The sequence below is a fragment of the Simiduia agarivorans SA1 = DSM 21679 genome (assembly GCF_000305785.2).
GTDB lineage: Bacteria > Pseudomonadota > Gammaproteobacteria > Pseudomonadales > Cellvibrionaceae > Simiduia > Simiduia agarivorans.
The window spans coordinates 1,821,503-1,839,261 of sequence record NC_018868.3; the positions used below are offsets into that span (position 1 = coordinate 1,821,503).

A 17,759-nucleotide genomic window follows, 5' to 3' on the forward strand; every position below is an offset into this window, starting at 1 on the left:
GACCGCCTGCAAGCGCCGCATGACAGACTCATCCCCTCCAATCAGCGAAGTAGACCAGTTCCGTGCCCGGCGGTTGCGGCAGGTCATGCGGGTGGTAGCGGGTGGTCTGTTGCTTGCGGCCATCACCAACCTCCCTGCGGGCTTTAAAACCACCAGCATCCTGCTTCTTGCAACTGGCACCATGCTCTATGGCCTGCACCGGCTGAAGCAAGGGCACATCGACACCGCGGCAGCGGTCCTGCTGTGGACGCTGTCTCTGACGTTGACCGTAATCGTCACCCTGAATACCGGCTTGCGCGATCCGGCCATGATGGGCTACCCGGCCATCCTCATTTTTGCCGCCCTGTTCAGCCGGCGGCGACAATTCATGTACCTGTTCGGTTTTATCCTGCTGGCCGCCACCGTCCAGGCCATTGCACATATTTACGAATGGCGGGACACCGCGCACAGCAGAGTTGATTGGACCAATGTCTTCGATGTGCTGATTATTCTGAGCATTATTGGCTTCGCCGTACGTTTTCAGGCCTACGATCTGCGCCGTGCATTGGTGCGATTGGAACACGAGAATCGCCGCTACCGTCAGTCTGAAGAGCGCGCCTCTTACCTTGCACAATACGATGCACTCACCGGCCTCCCGAACCGCACGCTGTGCGAAGACCGGTTCACCCAGATGCTCAAGCGCGCCAAACGCAGCGATACCAAATCTGCCTTGCTGTTTATTGATCTGGATAATTTCAAAACCATCAATGATTCCCTCGGCCACTCCGCCGGCGACAGGCTGCTGGTCAATGTGGCAAACAGTCTGAACAGCTGTCTGCGCGCCACCGACACGGCCTGCCGTTTTGGTGGCGATGAATTCATTGTGTTGTTGGCTGATCTGCACAGCGCACAAGAGGCCGAAACCGTAGCCAATAAAATCCTGCACGAACTCGGCAAACCGATCGAATCCGACCAGCATTTTTTCGAAACATCCGCCAGCATTGGCATCGCCATGGCACCCACTGACGGGACCGATTTTGAAAGCTATTGCCGGCACGCGGATATTGCCATGTATCAGGCTAAAAAAGACGGCAAAAATCTCTACCGTTTTTTCGACCCCACCATGAACCGCCTGAGCGAAGAACGGTTCCGGATGATTGGTGGCCTGCGCAAAGCCCTGAAAGACGACGAATTCGTGCTCTACTACCAACCCAAGGTGAATTTGCAAACCGGTCGCTGGATCGGCGCGGAAGCGCTGCTGCGTTGGCAACACCCCAGCGAAGGGCTGCTCTCGCCGGCCCGTTTTATCGATCTGGCCGAAGAAACCGGCTTGATCGTGGGCATTGGCCAATGGGTGCTCAAGCAGGCCTGTCATCAGTGCATTGAGTGGCATAAGCTCGGCTACCGCAACCTGCAAATGGCGGTCAACTTGTCACCCGTGCAGTTCACCCGGGGCAATCTCACGGCCGAAGTCCGCCAGGCACTGGACGCTTCCGGTCTGGCCGGGCATCACCTGGAGCTGGAATTGACCGAATCGTTACTGCTGCGGGACGCGGAAAATATTCGCACCCAGTTAAATGAACTGCGCACGCACGGCATCAGTTTTTCCATTGATGATTTTGGTACCGGCTATTCCAATCTGGGGTATCTGAGTAAATTCCAGTTAGAAGCCTTGAAGGTGGACCAGTCGTTTGTGCGCAAACTGTTATCGAGCAAACAGGATCAGGACATCACGCTCGCAATCATCAACATTGCCAAAAGCCTGGGGTTGGTAACAGTGGCCGAAGGCATCGAGGATGAGGAAACACTCACCAAACTGAAAAGCATGGGCTGTGAAATGGGCCAGGGGTATTTTTGGTCCAAACCGTTACCGGTCGATGAATTCACCGACATGCTCGCGCGCTATGCGGAAGATGCAACGCAAGCACATCAATCCTGAGCAAATGTTCCGGTTGTGGTGAAATAGGTTATCCGGGCCACGCGCGCACCACCAACCCGGTATTCCCAACAGCGACGCGGATTGGGCCCTGCTGCACAGGCGTTATTGTTCCCCAGCATCGCCCAGCCACGGTCCGGCGAATTGCGGGCAACTATATCCGCTGGCGCACCCTGCAAAAATAAAAAAACAACCGGGTGTAGGCGGCGTTGCGGTTTTGCGGCACCGTCGGCACGTGAGCGGAGTTTAACGTGGTGCGGATCTGGCCGTTGCGGAAGCGCACCGGAATACCGTCAATGGTCAGCGTTTGATTGGCATTCACGCCCTGACCGGGGGAACCGGCCGCGTAAAACTGGGCCTGCACCAGTTGTTCTCCGGCCTTGAGCGCCGTCAACACCCGGGCCACGTGCGCCGCTTGCGCATCTTCGGCAAAACTGAAAAAGCGCGGCACCGCCAGTGCGGACACAACGCCAAGAATCACAATGACCGCAATCAATTCGATGAGAGTAAATCCGGATGGCCGTAGCTGCACGTAATACACTTCCAAAACTTTATGCACATAATTATGCATCAGTTAAAGCCCCGCGTGCGATGGTCGCAGACCAACGGCAGCCACGGTCGCCAAAATGTGCGTGAACCCATACATTTATGGCATAGAACACCGGCCTGCGATTGAATATCCTCATGCGTGCTGGTGTATATTAGGCGTTCGTCAGCTGGAGCCACACCATGTCCACCCCCCTACCACTGATTGTCGGCATAACTGGTGCCTCCGGCGTCATTTACGGCGTACGTGCACTTTCATTACTGGCCAAACTGGCCGTACCCACTCATCTGGTAATGTCCAAGGCCGCTGAGCTGACGCTCGCCTATGAAACGGCTTTCAGCCCGGATCAGGTCAAGGCGCTGGCAACCGAAGTCCACTCGCCCAAGCATATCGGGGCCAGTGTAGCCAGTGGCAGCTTCAAGACCCGCGGCATGCTTATCGCCCCCTGCTCAATCAAGTCCATGAGCGAAATTGCCACCGGCAACACCGGCGGCTTAGTGTCGCGCGCGGCCGATGTGGTACTGAAAGAGCGCCGCCGATTGGTGTTACTGGTGCGCGAAACGCCGCTTCACACGGGCCACCTGCGCACCATGACGCAGCTGTCGGAGATGGGTGCCATTATCGCCCCGCCGGTACCCGCCTTTTATGCCAGACCGGAGAGCCTGGAAGAGATGGTGGACTTTACCCTGGCCCGGGCTCTGGATCTGTTCGATATCGAGGTGCCCGACCTCAAGCGCTGGGATGGTTCCCCGCCCTGATATAGCGGAAACCCCTGCCGCAGCTATACTTTGTCACATCTGCCCCAACGCGCTACACTGCGCGCCCTGAACCGTGAGCCCGTTTTCTACCCATGCAGTCGACTTTTGATTCAATGGCATTTCGCAACGCCCTGGGCAGCTTTGCCACCGGCGTTACCATTGTCACCACCACTGACACGCAGGGACTGCCCGTGGGCATGACCGCCAGCAGCTTCAACAGCGTATCGCTGGAACCGCCACTGGTGCTGTGGAGCATTGATAAAAGCGCTAATTGCTTCGACGTGTTCAACCAATGCAATCACTTCGCGATACACGTGTTGGCCGAGCAACAACAACCCCTGTCGGACTTGTTCGGACGCCCGGGACCGCAAAACAAGTTTGCCCAGATCAATACCACCAAAGGCCTGCATGGCAGTCCGATTTTGCCGGAATACAACAGCCTGTTTGAATGCACCCTGGAGCATCGCTACGAGGGCGGCGATCACATCATTCTGGTGGGCCGGGTTCACCGCTTTGATCAACGCCATGGCAACCCACTGCTGTTTCATGGCGGTCGCTACCGGCATCTGAAAGACTGACCTCACCAAACTAACAGCGCCATACAGGCCAGCGCCCAGAGTGCCGCGACCACCGGCAACCAACTCAGCGGGTGCCCGCGCTTGAGTAATTCCCGCCCCAGCTCGGACGGCGCAATGGCATTGGCAGCCTGTAAACGCGGCCAGAGATAGCGCGCCAGCTGTTTCGCATCAAATACCTGCATTTGCCCGCTGCCCAGCACCACAATGGCCTTGCCAGCGATCAGATGACGGGCGTTAAAACGGATCGACTCAAACGGGACCGTCAGCGCGAGCGCGGGCGAAAACGGCAGTGAAGGCAAATACACGTTCAACGCCTCCCGGGTGACGCCCAACCGCTGTCCACCATGATAAGAAATCACCCAGACCAGGAGTGCCAACATGGGCAACAGCATGACCCCCAGCGCCGTCAATAAAGGCCTCAGGGCGGCGAGATGGGGTTGATCGGGGTTCATCAGCACATACACGCCGCCCGCCATTAAGGTAGCCAACACTAACGCAACAACCGGCAGTCGCCAGGGCAGATACCGGGTTTGATTGTTGGCAATCCAGATAACCTCCCTCTCTGCCACAGGCGCGGCTTTTGCGTCCAACTGGCTCTGTGTCACCCGCCCCCGCCAACGCGCAAACGCCTCCAACGCCTGCGGCTTTTCCAATCGCCAGGCGATGATCAGGCCGGCGATAAACACCAGACCAAATCCCAAGCCCCCCATCCACTGCCATTGCCTGGCCTGCTGACGAGCGTGCATTCGCGCAGACTCCAGTTGGCGGAGAGTGTGGACGGCCGGCGCGGGCAACCTTATCAACTGGTTGCCTTCCAATCGGTAGCGATGCAGCTCACCTGCACTGAAATCCGTTAACCAGAGGGTGTCGTCCACCAGAGTGATAGCCATCGGGTCTGTCGCATCCATCCCCGCTAAGGGTTCGATACCCATGTCATCGACACTCACCAACAGTCCGTTGGCCATGTCATTGTCACCCAGCAGTACCAGAAACCGACCCGCCTTTTGATCCCAGGCCAATTGATGCGGCCAAAGGTGCGGCGCCTGCCATTGCACTACCATGGTTTCAAGTTCTGCAGCAAAGGGCGTTGACCTGGATAGCTTTACCAAACGGTGATTATTGGTATCTGCGAGCCAAAGGGCATCATCGAGGCCAATGAGCTGATTGGGAAAACGGAACTGGTCCGGACGGCTTTGCGCTATCCGCTTGCCATCGGATGAGAACTGGTACACCACGAACGCACCCGTGTGCACCAGAAAAATATGACCCGATTCGTCATCACGCCACAAACGGAAATTGCGGTGCAATGCAGGCGCTTCGAGCGCAAAAGGCGCACAAGTAACTGCCTTGGTATCGCACCGGTAAAAGCCTTCGCCAGCACGTGCGACAGTGTCAGAGGTCTCCTGTATGCGCAGAAAACGCATTATTCCGTTGAACAGACCGGGCGACACTGGCTGATGATAAACCAGCAAATCGCCATCGGGCAGAATCAGAAAATCCCCCACCGGCATCATGCCCGCATCACTCAGATCCAGTGCGCTTCGCTCTCGTCCGTCAGTATCGAGCCAGACGTAGGCGCTGCCAAAATTCACCACCAGCGCATCCGCGTGGACGCGGATAAAATGGTAATTGGGCTGACCGTGAAACACCTCGCCAGCCAGCATCCAGGTACCACCGGTGAGTGCAGAGAAAGCCACAATCAACACAGCGGCCAATCTTTTGTGCGCATCCATAACAATACTCCCTGCCAATGCAGGGAGTACTATAAGGAAAAAACGACTCAGGTAAAATCAGAGCGGCTGAATGGAATAGGTCATCGCCTGATCATTCATACGCACCCGGTACTGACCGACAAGGTTGGTAAAAATATCCGCGCCGGTGCGTTCCAGACTGCCGTTTGCGCCATTGTCACCGTAGTTGTGTGACCAATCCGCATTGACATCGAACTTGAATCGCTGATTGGATTGTCCGTCAAAGTTAACCACCAGCTCCCACACATTATTTGCCACCAGCGCCATAGGCGTGGCACTCCAGTTGTTGGCGGTGCCGCGGAAATACATTTGGGAGAAATTGCCGGCAAAACACGCATTGCATTGCCCCACTTGCTCCAGCGTATAGCGCATTGTCTGATCGTTAACTGTCAGCCGGAATTCACCGGATGCGGTGGTATAAATATCCGCTCCGGTCTGATCCAGCACACCATCGGCGCCGTTGTCGCCATAGTTCAGCGACCAATCGCCATACACATCTACTTTGAATCGCTGATTGGCCTGTCCATTCAACGTGAACGTCGCCTGCCAGGTATTGTCGGCCACCAACGTCATGGGCAGATTGCCCCAGCCGTTGAAGGTACCGCGCACATTCAGACTCGGCACATTACTGACCGGTGGGCAATCGGTGACACAGCCGCCGCCCGCAAGCGCACCGCCATGAATGGCCGCCGCTGCATTAGCCGGCACATTAAAGGTGGCGTAACCGTTGGCCGCGACGCTGATCACGTCGCCGCTGCATTTGTCAGCGCCGGCCAGGACATTGCAATAGTTGCCCGCGGGCAGTCCGGTGTACAACGTCTGACTCAGGGCATAGCTTTCGTTGTTGATGACAACAAACCCCTTATCACCGCGAGAAAACGCTATCTGATTTGCGCCGTTGTCCCACCAGTTGTTGACACTCCAGGCGCCAACCGTGAAGTTGCGGAATTCCACCATGTTGGCGATATTGCCCCAACGGTGCTGACACACCCATTCACTGTTGCTGCAATTGGTCGCGCCCGCGGGAGGCCCGGCATCGGTGTCGGTAAACTTGTAACCGGACATGACTTTCGGATAACCATAGGGATAAGCCAGCATAAATACGTTCGCCAGATTGTATTTGGTGCCTTCTTTATAGGTCAGATTACCGCCACCCCCATGGCCGCGTTCGCGATCATGGTTATCCACAAACACCACAGCCTTGTCTGACGCCTGCAAGCCCCAGGACGGGCCGAGCGTTTTCAGATTTTTTATCTGGCCGTTAAAATTTGCGGCGAGATCGGTACCGTATTTGAACTCGGTGACCGGCCCGATATAGGTGTATTGACCCGGTTGCACCGCCTCACCTGCGGCACCGATCACCTCAAGAAACGCCCACGGCCGTTGCGCCTTCGCCATCACCGTATCCAGTTCGCTGGGACGAATATGTTTGGCAGCATCAATGCGGAAACCGGCCACCCCCCAGGAAGTCAGGCGCTTCATGTAATTGGCCACATAATCCTGCGGATAGCTCGCGCCGGTATTCAGATCGGGCATGCCATAGAGCCCGCAATCCCAGACGTTATTCGCATCGCCGTAATTGCTGATGGTGCAATCGGAATGAAAGTCCTGACCGGAAAGCTCAGGGTAGTTGCGCGGTGTCCAGCTGCTGCCACCGGATGCCACATTACCGTGGCCCTGGTAACTGGCCCAGTTATTCATCACCACGTCCACATAGATTTTCACGCCAGCCGCATTGCAGCGGTTCACCATATTCTTGAATTGGGTTTCGTTTCCCGAACGGCTGGTAAGGTTGTTGTAGGATACGGGCTGATAGCGGGTCCACCAGTATGGCCCGGCCGTGTGTTCATGGGGCGGAGATACCTGAACGGCATCGAATCCTTTTGGCCCCAGAAAACTTTCACATTCTGTGGCGATGTCATCCCACTTCCATTCAAATAAATGGACAAATGCAGTACCTGCCGATGCGACAGATGAGAAACTACTGGCAGCAAATGCCAGCGCTCCGATGAGCGGTATAGATGTTTTCATTGCGACTACCCTGATTATCATTATGTTGGGCAATTCGGCTCTCAACCGGCAGCCGATGCCGATCGACGAGAAGGCAAATCAATGGAGAGAGAAGTTCCCGGACTCCATGGTTATCACGCCTGCGATTAACGCAGCCAACATTAAAGCCGGAATAAAACTGGACGCTCAAACCACTGCATACGTATGCAGGTTTGAATACGTATGCAGCCGCGCATCAATGGTGGCTTAACAGGCGCTCGCCGGCGGAACCTTTAATGACCCGCGTACCCGGTTGAAGCGGGTTGTCGGTACACACCATGAACAAACCACAAAAGTACTCTGTGGATGCCGGGATGCGAGCGGCCTTGAGTTCATTGAGCTGGAGTTGATGCCGGGCATCCAGCACCACATCGGCAACGGGGTGTTTTCTTTCCCCCCCGAACCCCCACGCCCGGTTAATATGACGCAAGGTTTTCCGACCGGCCAATGACGCGGAATCCGACAAGGTCTGATAGCCCGCCAGTGCCGCATCGATGTCCGGTACATTGGCAACTGCCGACAGCATTTCACAACCACATTGGGTCGACTGGGATAAAAAAATCACCTCGTCATTGTGGCCACGGAGACACAGTCGTTCAGCGTCAGCCTCTGTCAGGGATTCGAAAGGCGAATCAGCCACACCTTGTGCAACGGAGGGTAAGTGAGCAACCTCCAGATGCAAGCCGAACCAACCTGCGGTGCGGAAAGGGTCGGAATGCCCTGCAGATCGGGCTTCCACCAGCCAGATCGTCGGCTGACCCGACGGCTCACACAGGGCCACTACAGGCGCACCGGCCAATACCGGCGCCAACCAGGCAGACGCTTGCGAACGCGTCAATGTTGAGGGCGCTGCCGGCTGAACCGGCAACAAGCGCTGATAAGCGGCGATACTGGCGGCTAAATCCCGGGTCAGAATGACTCCCTGAAGGACAACCGGATGGTCAGAATTGGCATTATTCATGATGACAGCCTGCGTATTTTGCCCCTGATGTGCAAGAAAGCACCGATCAATGGGGCATTAGTCCGTATAATGGTCCTCATTTACAGCATAGGTATACCCGGTGTCCCTCGAACAACTGGTACAAAATATCGACACGCAGGTGGCCAACCTGGATGAAAAACTGGCGCAATGCCAACAACAGCTGGCGGGATGCGATCAGAAACGTCAGGTGTTTCTCGAGCGGGAGATAACCGCACTTAAGAACACACGTACCAAATTGATCAAATCCCGATCACTCGCTGTACAGGCGCACAAATTGCGCCACAACCTTGAAGACGATAACGCAATGACATCTGCGCGCCCGAATTACTGGCGCATTGCTGCAATTATCCTGGTTGCCATTCTTGCATCCATTGCCACCCTACTATTGACCTGAGCAATAACGCCCATTACATAGGTGCCGGCGAAAGCCGGGGCACATGTCGCTTTGGGAATAGCTAAGCCAAATCCGTTCACGTACAGTTCGCGCCGGCGCCCGTGGGTCCCGCACGCGCCGCATAACTACAACCATTATGGAGAGAGAAATGAATCACGCACTGATGAAGAAGCCTCTGGTTGCCGCATTGGCCGCCGTTGCACTGGGCGCCAGCGGCATCCAGGCCCAGGTCCTTGAAGAAGTAGTTGTTACCGCACAAAAACGCGCACAAAGCCTGCAGGATGTGCCAGTCTCCATCAATGCGCTCGCAGGCGACAAATTAACCGAAGCCAACCTGACCAAGATGGAAGATGTGACGGCCTATGTGCCCAATCTGTCCATGAGTGAGACTGGCATTGGCACACAGATTTTCATCCGCGGAATTGGCTCGGGCATCAACCAGGGTTTTGAGCAATCTGTTGGCACCTACATCGATGGTATCTACTACGGTCGCGCCCAACTTTCACGCGCACCCTTTATGGATGTTGAGCGCATTGAAGTGCTGCGCGGCCCACAGGGTATCCTGTTTGGCAAGAACTCCATTGCCGGTGCCATCAACATGGCCACCGCGAAACCCACCGATGAGCTGGAGCTGAAAGCCGGTATCGTTTACGAGCCCCGCTTCGATCAGCAGGAAGTGAACCTGGTAGCCTCTGGCCCTCTGGCCGACAATCTGCGCGGCCGCCTGGCGGTCCGTGGTTACAATGACGGTGGCTACATCGAAAACACCCTGCAGAACCGCGACGAACCCCAGCGCGAAGAGCGCGCCATCCGCGGCACCCTGGTGTGGGATGTGACCGACAGTTTCGACATCACCCTGAAAGCCGAACGCGACACCTTTGACGTGAAAGGCCGCCAGATCGAAATCGTTCAGGAACAACCCCGCGGCGACGGCGTGGTGTACAGCCAGATTCTGGCCAACCTGTCCCAGAACCCCGCCCTGCTGGACGGCGCCCAGGACTACAAGCGCCAGTCTGACAGCCCAGAGTTCTCCGACAATACCATCGACAATCTGACCGTCACCATGAACTACGACGCTGGCTTTGCCACCCTCACCTCGGTGACCGGTTCCGTGCGTTATAAGTTTGACGAAAACTGCGACTGTGACTTCACCGGCGGCGACATTTTCAACATTGAATCCGGTGAAGAATACCGTCAGTTCAGCCAGGAGCTGCGTTTGGTCAGCCCCGGTGGCGACACCGTAGACTGGATTGCCGGCGTGTTCTACCAGTCAAACGAGCTGGACTACAACGAATACACTTATTTCTCTGACAACAGCCTGCTGGGTCTGGTTAATCCCCAGCTGGCACTGATTCAGGGCACCAACGTTACGCGTTTCTACGAACAGGATTCCACTGCCGCCGCCATCTTTGGTCAGGCGACCTGGAACATTAACGAATCCTGGGCGTTGACCGTGGGCGGCCGTTATACCGAAGAAGAAAAGGACGGCAGCCGCGTAATGGACATTCTGAACACCGCAAGTGGCCAGCAGGATCCCATCGCGGCGATGGTGGTTAAAGGCGCCTTCAACGTAGATACCGAATCCCTGGCACTGGCCAATCCGGCAGCACCCGGTCACGACCTGAACGGTGACCGCGATGAGTCCGCGTTCACGCCGTCGGTTAACCTGCAGTACATCATGAACGATGACGTGATGTTCTACGCAAGCTATGCCACCGGTTACAAGTCTGGCGGTTACGACACCCGCGCCAACCAGATTTCTTCGTTCGAGTTCGATCGCGAAGAAGCCACCACCTATGAGATCGGTACCAAAACCCGTTTCCTGGATAATGCCGCTGAACTGAACGCCGCTGTGTTCTTCACCTCCTACGAAGACCTGCAAACATCTCAGTTTGACGGTGCTCTGGGCTTCGTCGTGGCCAACGCCAAAAAAGCCGAAGTGAAAGGCTTTGAACTGGATGGTCGTGTGGCCCTGCCCTATGGCCTGATGTGGACCGCCGCACTGGGTTACCTGGAATTCGAATACAAAGACTTCGAAAACGGCAACTGCTACTACGGTGAGCCCACCAATGATCCGCAAGGCATCATCTGTGATTACACCGGCAAGCCTTCCCAGTACACACCCAAGTGGAGCGGTTCTACTTCGCTCGAGCACGCCTATGATTTCAATGGCGACCTGAGCCTGCGCTCCACCGTTGATGTGACTTATCAGGGCAAGCAGTTCATTCACCCCAACCTGGACCCCAACTGGGAATACACCCCGGGCTACAAAGTGAATGGCCGTATCGCGCTGGAAGCGGACAGCTGGACTGTGGCACTGGTGGGTAAAAACCTGACCGACAAGGACAACCTCACTTACGTGAACACCGCGCCGCTGTCGACCACCTTCGGTGCCCAGGCCTTCTACGGCTTTGTTGAGCGCCCCCGCACTATCGCCCTGCAGGCCGACTACCGCTACTAAGCCCGCAGGCACACGATCACCGGGGAGAATCCTCTTCGACTCCCCCGGTGTTTCTACACTTTGCTGCTGTAGAAACCTTCCGCCCCTGCATTGCAGGGGCTTTTTATTGCCCGTTAAATGCCCTGCCACACACGGTGACCGGGCGGTTCAGTGGCTTTCCCTCCTGTTCCGCCGACAGTAAACTTGACCAGACTTCAAATTTCAGTCACTGATCGGTACAGCTGTGCAATTTACAAGTCTTGGAAACTGGTTCACCCATTTGCCGGATACACTGTCTGACTACGGTGTCGACGGTGACGCTTTGTTGGCAGAACTGGGGGTTGAGCAGGCACCGGACCGTCTGCCCACCCAGCTCACAGCCCACGCCTGGCAATTGGCGGCCAACCGCAGCGGCAACCCCGCCATCGCGCTGCAGGCTGCCGGTAAAATCAAACCCACCGATTGGGGCCCGCTCGGCCTGGCGGTTCAACATTGTCAGAACCTCCGGGACGCCATTGCCCTGTGCTTGCGCCACCCGGGTTACATCAGCAACTCAGTGTCCCTGCAGTGGCAGCCCCATCCCGACGGCATGGCGTTGATTGTCCGCCCCCTGTCCGGGCAACTGCCGGGCCACGAGTCGATGGAGTTTGGCATGGCGGCCGGACACAGCATTTTGCAACGCGCACTCGGCCGCCCACTGGCTTTGTCCAAACTGGTGCAAACGCGGCGTGAACCCGCCGATATCAGCCCGTGGCAACGCCACTACCACTGCCGGCATGTCGACTTTGGTGCCGAGTTTGGCTGCAAGGTATACACCGATGCAATGCTGGATCTGCCGTTTCCGGACGCAGATCAAGCCGCGTGTGAACATTTCGAACAGCAAATACAGACACTGCCCAGCGCGGCCGTCACCGATCCCTGGCTGGCAAAAGTCGAACAGGAAATTTTACGTGGGCTCACTCAGGGACGATGTGATCAGCGCGCGGTGGCCGAGGCGCTTGAGATCAGCCCCCGGCATCTGCAACGGCAATTCAAACAGCGCCAGTTGCGGTTTACCCAGCTGGTGGATGACTTGCGGGCCGCGCAGGCCATGCGCTTATTGGCAGCCAATCGCTCACTGAACGATATCGCTCTGCAACTGGGTTTTTCCGATCACAGTAATTTCTCGCGCGCGTTCCGCCGCTGGTATGGCGTGTCACCCTCGGACTATCGGGGCCGCGACAACCGATAGCGCATACTCCCTGTGCTACTATTCGGCCAAATACCACGCTCAGGGAGAGTCACGCATGCGCTCATTCACTTGGCTGATCGGCATTGCACTGATTGCCGGCTGCACCGAAAAACCCGCCCAACCCCATCACGTCGTCCAGCCCGTCAAAGTCATCCAGGTCAATGCGGGGGGCGCTATGTCGCGAGACATTCCCGGCGTGGTGCGCGCCTCCCAACGTGTGGATCTCGCGTTTCAGGTGCCAGGGCGACTGACCAGCTTCAGCCTGAAGGAAGGCCAGACCATCAAACAGGGCCAGGTTATCGGCGCACTCGATAACACAGACTACAAAGCCACACTGGACGCAGCCCGCGCCGATGCCGATCAGGCCAAAGCAAATTTTGACCGGGCGGAAGAACTGATCGCGAAAGATTTCATCTCCAAGATGGATTACGACAAATTGAAAGCCGGCTACGAAATCGCCCGCTCAAATCTCGCCAAAGCAGAAAAAGCCTATAACGATACCCGCTTACTGGCACCGTTCAGCGGCGTAGTCGCGCGCAAATACGTGGATAATTTCGAAGAAATTCAGGCCAAGCAACCCATCATCAGCCTGCAGGATAAAGACAACCTGGAATTGGTTGTGAACGTGTCTGAAAATCTTCTTGCGCGTTCGCGCGAGCAGGATCGCAGCTCACTGACGATGGTAGCGAGTTTCGATGCGCTGCCGGATCTGCGCTTTGAATTGTTCGTCAAAGAGTTTACCACCGAGGCCAACCCGACCACCCAGACATTCCAGTATGTACTGGGCATCAAAGATCGTCAGGGCGCGAATTTACTGCCCGGCATGACCGCCAACGTCACCGTGACAAATAGCAGCGAATCCGGCCAGGCGCTGGTTGTCCCTTTACAGGCGATCGCTGCAGACACCAGCGGCAATAAAATCGTCTGGCGCCTGGATGCAGACAATCGCGTATCGCCCCAGCCGGTGACATTGGGCCTGCCCGTCGGCAGTGAAAGCATCCAGATTCTGCAGGGTTTGAATGCCGGCGATACCGTGGCCATCGCGGGATTGAGCGCATTGACGGATGGCCTTGAGGTGAAACCCATCACCGAGGTGCGCTACTGATGAACATCGCCGAGCGGTCCATTAAGAACAGCACGATCACCTGGGTTGTCACCGGTATTTTACTGGTGGTCGGCATGATCGCGTTCAACAACCTGAGCCGGCTTGAAGACCCGGAATTCACCATTAAAGAGGCCATGATCATTACCCCTTACCCGGGGGCCAGCGCGCGCGAGGTAGAGATAGAAGTCTCCGATCTGGTCGAACGCGCCACCCAGGAGATGGGCCAGCTGTTTTATGTGGAGTCACATTCCTATCGGGATAAAAGTATCGTCAAGGTCCGCATAAAAGACCAATACGACAAAGATGGATTGCCACAGGTCTGGGATGAGTTGCGCCGAAAGGTCAATGATATCCAGCACCAGCTACCACCCGGCGCTGGACCTTCATTGGTAAACGATGACTTCGGTGATGTGTTTGGTGTTTACATCGCACTCACCGGGGACGGCTATACGCAAAAAGACCTGTACGAATTCGCCAAATTTCTCCGCCGCGAACTGCTGCTTGTGCAGGATGTAAAGAAAATCACTTTCTATGGCCAACCAAAAGAAGTGATTTACGTGGAAATGCAACGCGACAAGATGACCGCATTGGGCATTTCACCACAGGATATATACAGTGCGCTGGGCGCCAAAAACACCGCCGAGCAGGCGGGCTATATGACGGTCGGCAACAGACGTCTGGCGGTCTCCCCCACGGGCGAATTCCACTCCGAACAACAATTTGCCGGTCTGGTGATCAACGCCAGAAACTTGCAGAACCAGCAAGTCGTGCTGGGTGACGTTGCCACCATCACCCGGGGCCTGCAGGACCCGCCCAATAATCTGCTGCGATTTGATGGCGAGCCGGCCATAGGGCTTGCCATTTCTACCACCAGTGGCGGCAACGTGGTAACTATGGGTGAAGGTCTGTACCAGAAAGTTGAAGAGCTGAAACCGCAGATACCGCTGGGAATCCAATTGAATGTGGTTTCCATGCAATCTGACAGCGTTGTTGAGGCGATTAATAATTTTCTGATCAGTCTGATTGAAGCGGTGGTGATTGTTGTTGTGGTGCTGTTGTTTTTCATGGGCCTGCGCAGCGGCCTGATTATCGGCACCGTGTTGGCAGTCACCATCACCGGCACCTTTATTTTCATGAGTATCCTGGGCATTACGCTGGAGCGGATCTCCTTGGGCGCATTGATCATTGCGTTGGGCATGCTGGTCGATAACGCCATCGTGGTCACCGATGGCATGCGGGTGCGAATGGAACAAGGGGAAGACGCCTTGAGCGCGGCACGCAAAGTCGTTTCTCAGACCGCTATGCCTCTGCTTGGCGCCACTGCGGTGGCAATTGCCGCTTTCGCCGCCATCGGTACATCCCAGGATGCCACCGGCGAATACACCCGCAGCTTGTTTACCGTGATTCTGATTTCATTGACCATGAGCTGGGTCACCGCGGTGACCACCACCCCATTGCTGTGCAAAACATTTTTAAAGAGCGGCCAGTTGGGCAGCCAGGGCGCGCCCTATCAAGGTGTGTTCTACCAGCGCTACCGGCAGTTTCTCACGCTCGCCATTCAACACCGCTGGGTGGCTATCGGTATCACCGTGGCACTTTTCGCGGCATCGCTGATTGGGTTTGGCTATGTGAAGCAAAGCTTTTTCCCGGACTCCACCCGTCCGCAATTCATGGTGGATCTGTGGTTGCCGGAAGGTACCCACATCCATGAAACCGAACGCAGGCTCGCGCCTTTTGAGGAAAAGCTTAAAGGCTACAGCAATGTCACCAAGGTCACCACGCAGGTGGGCGGCAGCTCGCCGCGCTTTTTGCTGACCTATCAGCCCGAGCAACCCAACAGCAATTTTGCCCGCCTGCTAGTGGATGTGGACGATTACCGCATCATCAACCAGTTCAGCCAGCAGGTACAAAATGACCTCGAATTTATCGACCCGGATGTCAATGTAAACGTGCGTCTGTTTGTGCTTGGCCCGGCAACGGGAGGCAAGGTACAGCTGCGTTTATCCGGGCCGGACCACCAGGAACTCCGTCGCCTGGGTAATGAGGTATTGAATGTGTTGCGCCAACACCCCAACGTCAAAGGAATTCGCAACGAATGGGGCGAGCAGGTGCAGGTCATCAAGCCGGTCATGTCGGATGTGCTGGCCAGCCAGCTGGGCATCGGCCGACCTGAAATCGCGCAGGCAACTGCACACACCGTCGAAGGTGTCCGTGCGGGCGTGTATCGGGAGCGCGACGAGTTAATTCCCATTGTCGCGCGTGCACCTGAACATGAACGCCGGAACCTGGACAATCTCGATCAGCTCCCGATCTGGAGCCCGACCGCCCAACGCATGATTCCACTGGGTCAGGTCGTGAGCCACTTCGATGTGGATTTTGAAAATCCGCACATCTGGCGTCAGGATCGGGTCAGCATGCTGCGCATTCACTTCGATCAACGTGAAGGCTTGTCCTCAGAGCTGTTGGCTGACCTCAAAGCCGACGTGGAAAAAGCGATCAATGTCGATGTTGCGGGCTATCTCAAACTCGCCGCCGATGCAGACATCGATCACCAGTCATCCACCATCCCGATCAAATACCGCGATCGGCTACCCATTGCCGGCAAGCCGGGCTATTACGCCGCCTGGGGCGGCGAGAACGAAGATTCGGATAAAGGCAGTACCGCCATAATGGGCTCGATTCCCGTGTTCTTTGGATTGATGGTATTTATCGTGATCTGTCTGTTCAATTCATTGCGCAAAACGGCGGTGATCTGGCTGGTGGTACCCTTGGCGATCGTGGGCGTGACCGCCGGCTTACTGCTGTTCAACCAGCCCTTCGGCTTCATGGCGTTGCTGGGTTTCATGAGCCTGGCTGGCATGCTGATCAAGAACGCCATTGTGCTGGTAGATCAGATTGGAGAGGAATTGAGCACCGGTAAAAACGGCGTAGAGGCGGTGATTGAATCCGGTGTCAGCCGGCTGATTCCCGTGGCCATGGCGGCGGCCACCACCATCCTGGGTATGATCCCACTGCTGGGGGATGCATTTTTCATCGCCATGGCTGTGACCATCATGTTTGGTCTGGGCTTCGCGACAGTGCTGACCCTGGTGGTCGTACCGGTGCTTTACGCCACCATTTTCAGGTTCAGATAATAATTTCGCGGTTAAAAAAGGCGGGAATTCCCGCCTTTTTTCGTTACTGAACAATGGTAATCGGATACACCGCCGACTTTTTCAGGCCCGGATTCAGTTTTTGCATTTCCGGTGCCAGGGCAGTCAGGGTTTTCTCCCGGTTGTCGGGAGCCGGGTGGGTACTCAGAAATTCCGGCCCGCCCGAACCGCCGATCTCACTCATTTTACGCCACAAGCTGGCCGCCGCTTCAGGCTTGTACCCGGCACGGGTTGCCAACTCCAATCCCAACCGGTCGGCTTCTTTTTCTGCAACGCGGCTATTGGGCAATTCCAACGCCAGTTTTGCCGCCAGAGCGGCGCCGGTCATGGTCAGGCCCGGGCTGTCGGACGCCACACCGGCCGCCACCACACCCATATTGATCGCCATCGCCCGCGACATGCGCTCAGCCGTGTGATTGGCCAATGCGTGGGAGATTTCGTGGCCCATAATCTGCGCCATTTCATCATCGGTCAGATCCAGCTTGCTGATAATGCCGGTATAAATCGCCATCCGGCCACCCGCCATACACCAGGCATTGATGGTCTCCATATCGTCGATGATCGCCACGCTCCATTCCCACTCAGCTGTGTGCGGGTAGAGTGCCACCGCCTCGGTCACCAACCGACCGGTAATGGTTTTCACCCGTTTGACCAGCTGGGGATCGGAAACCAGTTTTTTATTCTGGTCCAGTTCGGCCATGGTTCCCAAATACGCTTTTTTCGATTCCACAATGGCCGCGTCCGGAGAGATCAACATCAGCTGGCGACGCCCCGTGGGGCTGGTGGTACAGGCCACCAAGAGCGCGATCACGAGGCTGAACAATACAAACTTTTTCATTAAAACCGTGTCCTTGTAG

13 protein-coding genes are annotated in these 17,759 nt (G+C 56.2%); 8 read left to right on the forward strand and 5 right to left on the reverse strand.

Annotation, left to right across the window (positions count from 1 at the left end; all coding sequences use genetic code 11):
• The first annotated feature begins 19 nt into the window (after positions 1-19).
• Positions 20-1,918 (forward strand): putative bifunctional diguanylate cyclase/phosphodiesterase, encoded by a 1,899-nt coding sequence (locus M5M_RS08040; RefSeq protein WP_016389298.1) that lies wholly within the window; start codon positions 20-22, stop codon positions 1,916-1,918.
• A gap of 151 nt (positions 1,919-2,069) precedes the next feature.
• Here the strand turns inward: M5M_RS08040 and M5M_RS08045 are convergent, their stop codons facing one another.
• Positions 2,070-2,474, reverse strand: a complete 405-nt coding sequence (locus M5M_RS08045) for a prepilin-type N-terminal cleavage/methylation domain-containing protein (RefSeq protein ID WP_169528917.1) — start codon at positions 2,472-2,474, stop codon at positions 2,070-2,072.
• 170 nt (positions 2,475-2,644) lie between these two features.
• On the opposite strand from M5M_RS08045, the gene M5M_RS08050 reads away from it, so the two are divergent.
• Entirely contained in the window at positions 2,645-3,220 is a 576-nt protein-coding gene (locus tag M5M_RS08050; RefSeq protein WP_015046996.1) for a UbiX family flavin prenyltransferase, read from the forward strand.
• 113 nt (positions 3,221-3,333) lie between these two features.
• The gene (locus M5M_RS08055; protein WP_015046997.1) at positions 3,334-3,798 is read left to right on the forward strand and encodes a flavin reductase family protein; all 465 of its coding nucleotides are present in this window, start codon (positions 3,334-3,336) and stop codon (positions 3,796-3,798) included.
• Between the two features lie 2 nt (positions 3,799-3,800).
• Here the strand turns inward: M5M_RS08055 and M5M_RS08060 are convergent, their stop codons facing one another.
• From M5M_RS08060 to M5M_RS08075, 3 genes are all read right to left on the reverse strand, one after another.
• Positions 3,801-5,531 carry an NHL repeat-containing protein gene (locus M5M_RS08060; protein WP_015046998.1) on the reverse strand — a complete coding sequence of 577 codons (1,731 nt, stop codon included), beginning with the start codon at positions 5,529-5,531 and terminating at the stop codon, positions 3,801-3,803.
• A 57-nt stretch (positions 5,532-5,588) separates the two neighbouring features.
• Positions 5,589-7,580: an alpha amylase C-terminal domain-containing protein gene (locus M5M_RS08065; protein WP_015046999.1), complete on the reverse strand. Its 1,992-nt coding sequence runs from the start codon at positions 7,578-7,580 to the stop codon at positions 5,589-5,591.
• A 214-nt stretch (positions 7,581-7,794) separates the two neighbouring features.
• Entirely contained in the window at positions 7,795-8,559 is a 765-nt protein-coding gene (locus tag M5M_RS08075) for a hypothetical protein (RefSeq protein WP_016389300.1), read from the reverse strand.
• A gap of 100 nt (positions 8,560-8,659) precedes the next feature.
• On the opposite strand from M5M_RS08075, the gene M5M_RS08080 reads away from it, so the two are divergent.
• The 5 genes from M5M_RS08080 to M5M_RS08100 all read left to right on the forward strand — a co-directional run bounded on the left by M5M_RS08080 (position 8,660) and on the right by M5M_RS08100 (position 16,884).
• Positions 8,660-8,974 (forward strand): hypothetical protein, encoded by a 315-nt coding sequence (locus M5M_RS08080; RefSeq protein WP_015047002.1) that lies wholly within the window; start codon positions 8,660-8,662, stop codon positions 8,972-8,974.
• Between the two features lie 148 nt (positions 8,975-9,122).
• Positions 9,123-11,435: a TonB-dependent receptor gene (locus M5M_RS08085; protein ID WP_015047003.1), complete on the forward strand. Its 2,313-nt coding sequence runs from the start codon at positions 9,123-9,125 to the stop codon at positions 11,433-11,435.
• Positions 11,436-11,658: 223 nt separating this feature from the next.
• Positions 11,659-12,645: a helix-turn-helix transcriptional regulator gene (locus M5M_RS08090; RefSeq protein WP_081640133.1), complete on the forward strand. Its 987-nt coding sequence runs from the start codon at positions 11,659-11,661 to the stop codon at positions 12,643-12,645.
• 55 nt (positions 12,646-12,700) lie between these two features.
• Positions 12,701-13,750, forward strand: coding sequence for an efflux RND transporter periplasmic adaptor subunit (locus tag M5M_RS08095; RefSeq protein ID WP_015047005.1), 1,050 nt, complete (start codon positions 12,701-12,703; stop codon positions 13,748-13,750).
• A complete protein-coding gene (locus M5M_RS08100) occupies positions 13,750-16,884 on the forward strand; it encodes an efflux RND transporter permease subunit (protein ID WP_015047006.1) in 3,135 nt (1,044 codons plus the stop codon). Before M5M_RS08095 ends, M5M_RS08100 begins: the two co-directional genes overlap by 1 nt.
• Positions 16,885-16,927: 43 nt before the next feature.
• Here M5M_RS08100 and M5M_RS08105 read toward each other — a convergent pair whose 3' ends face one another.
• A complete protein-coding gene (locus M5M_RS08105) occupies positions 16,928-17,740 on the reverse strand; it encodes a M48 family metallopeptidase (protein ID WP_015047007.1) in 813 nt (270 codons plus the stop codon).
• Positions 17,741-17,759 lie beyond the last annotated feature (19 nt).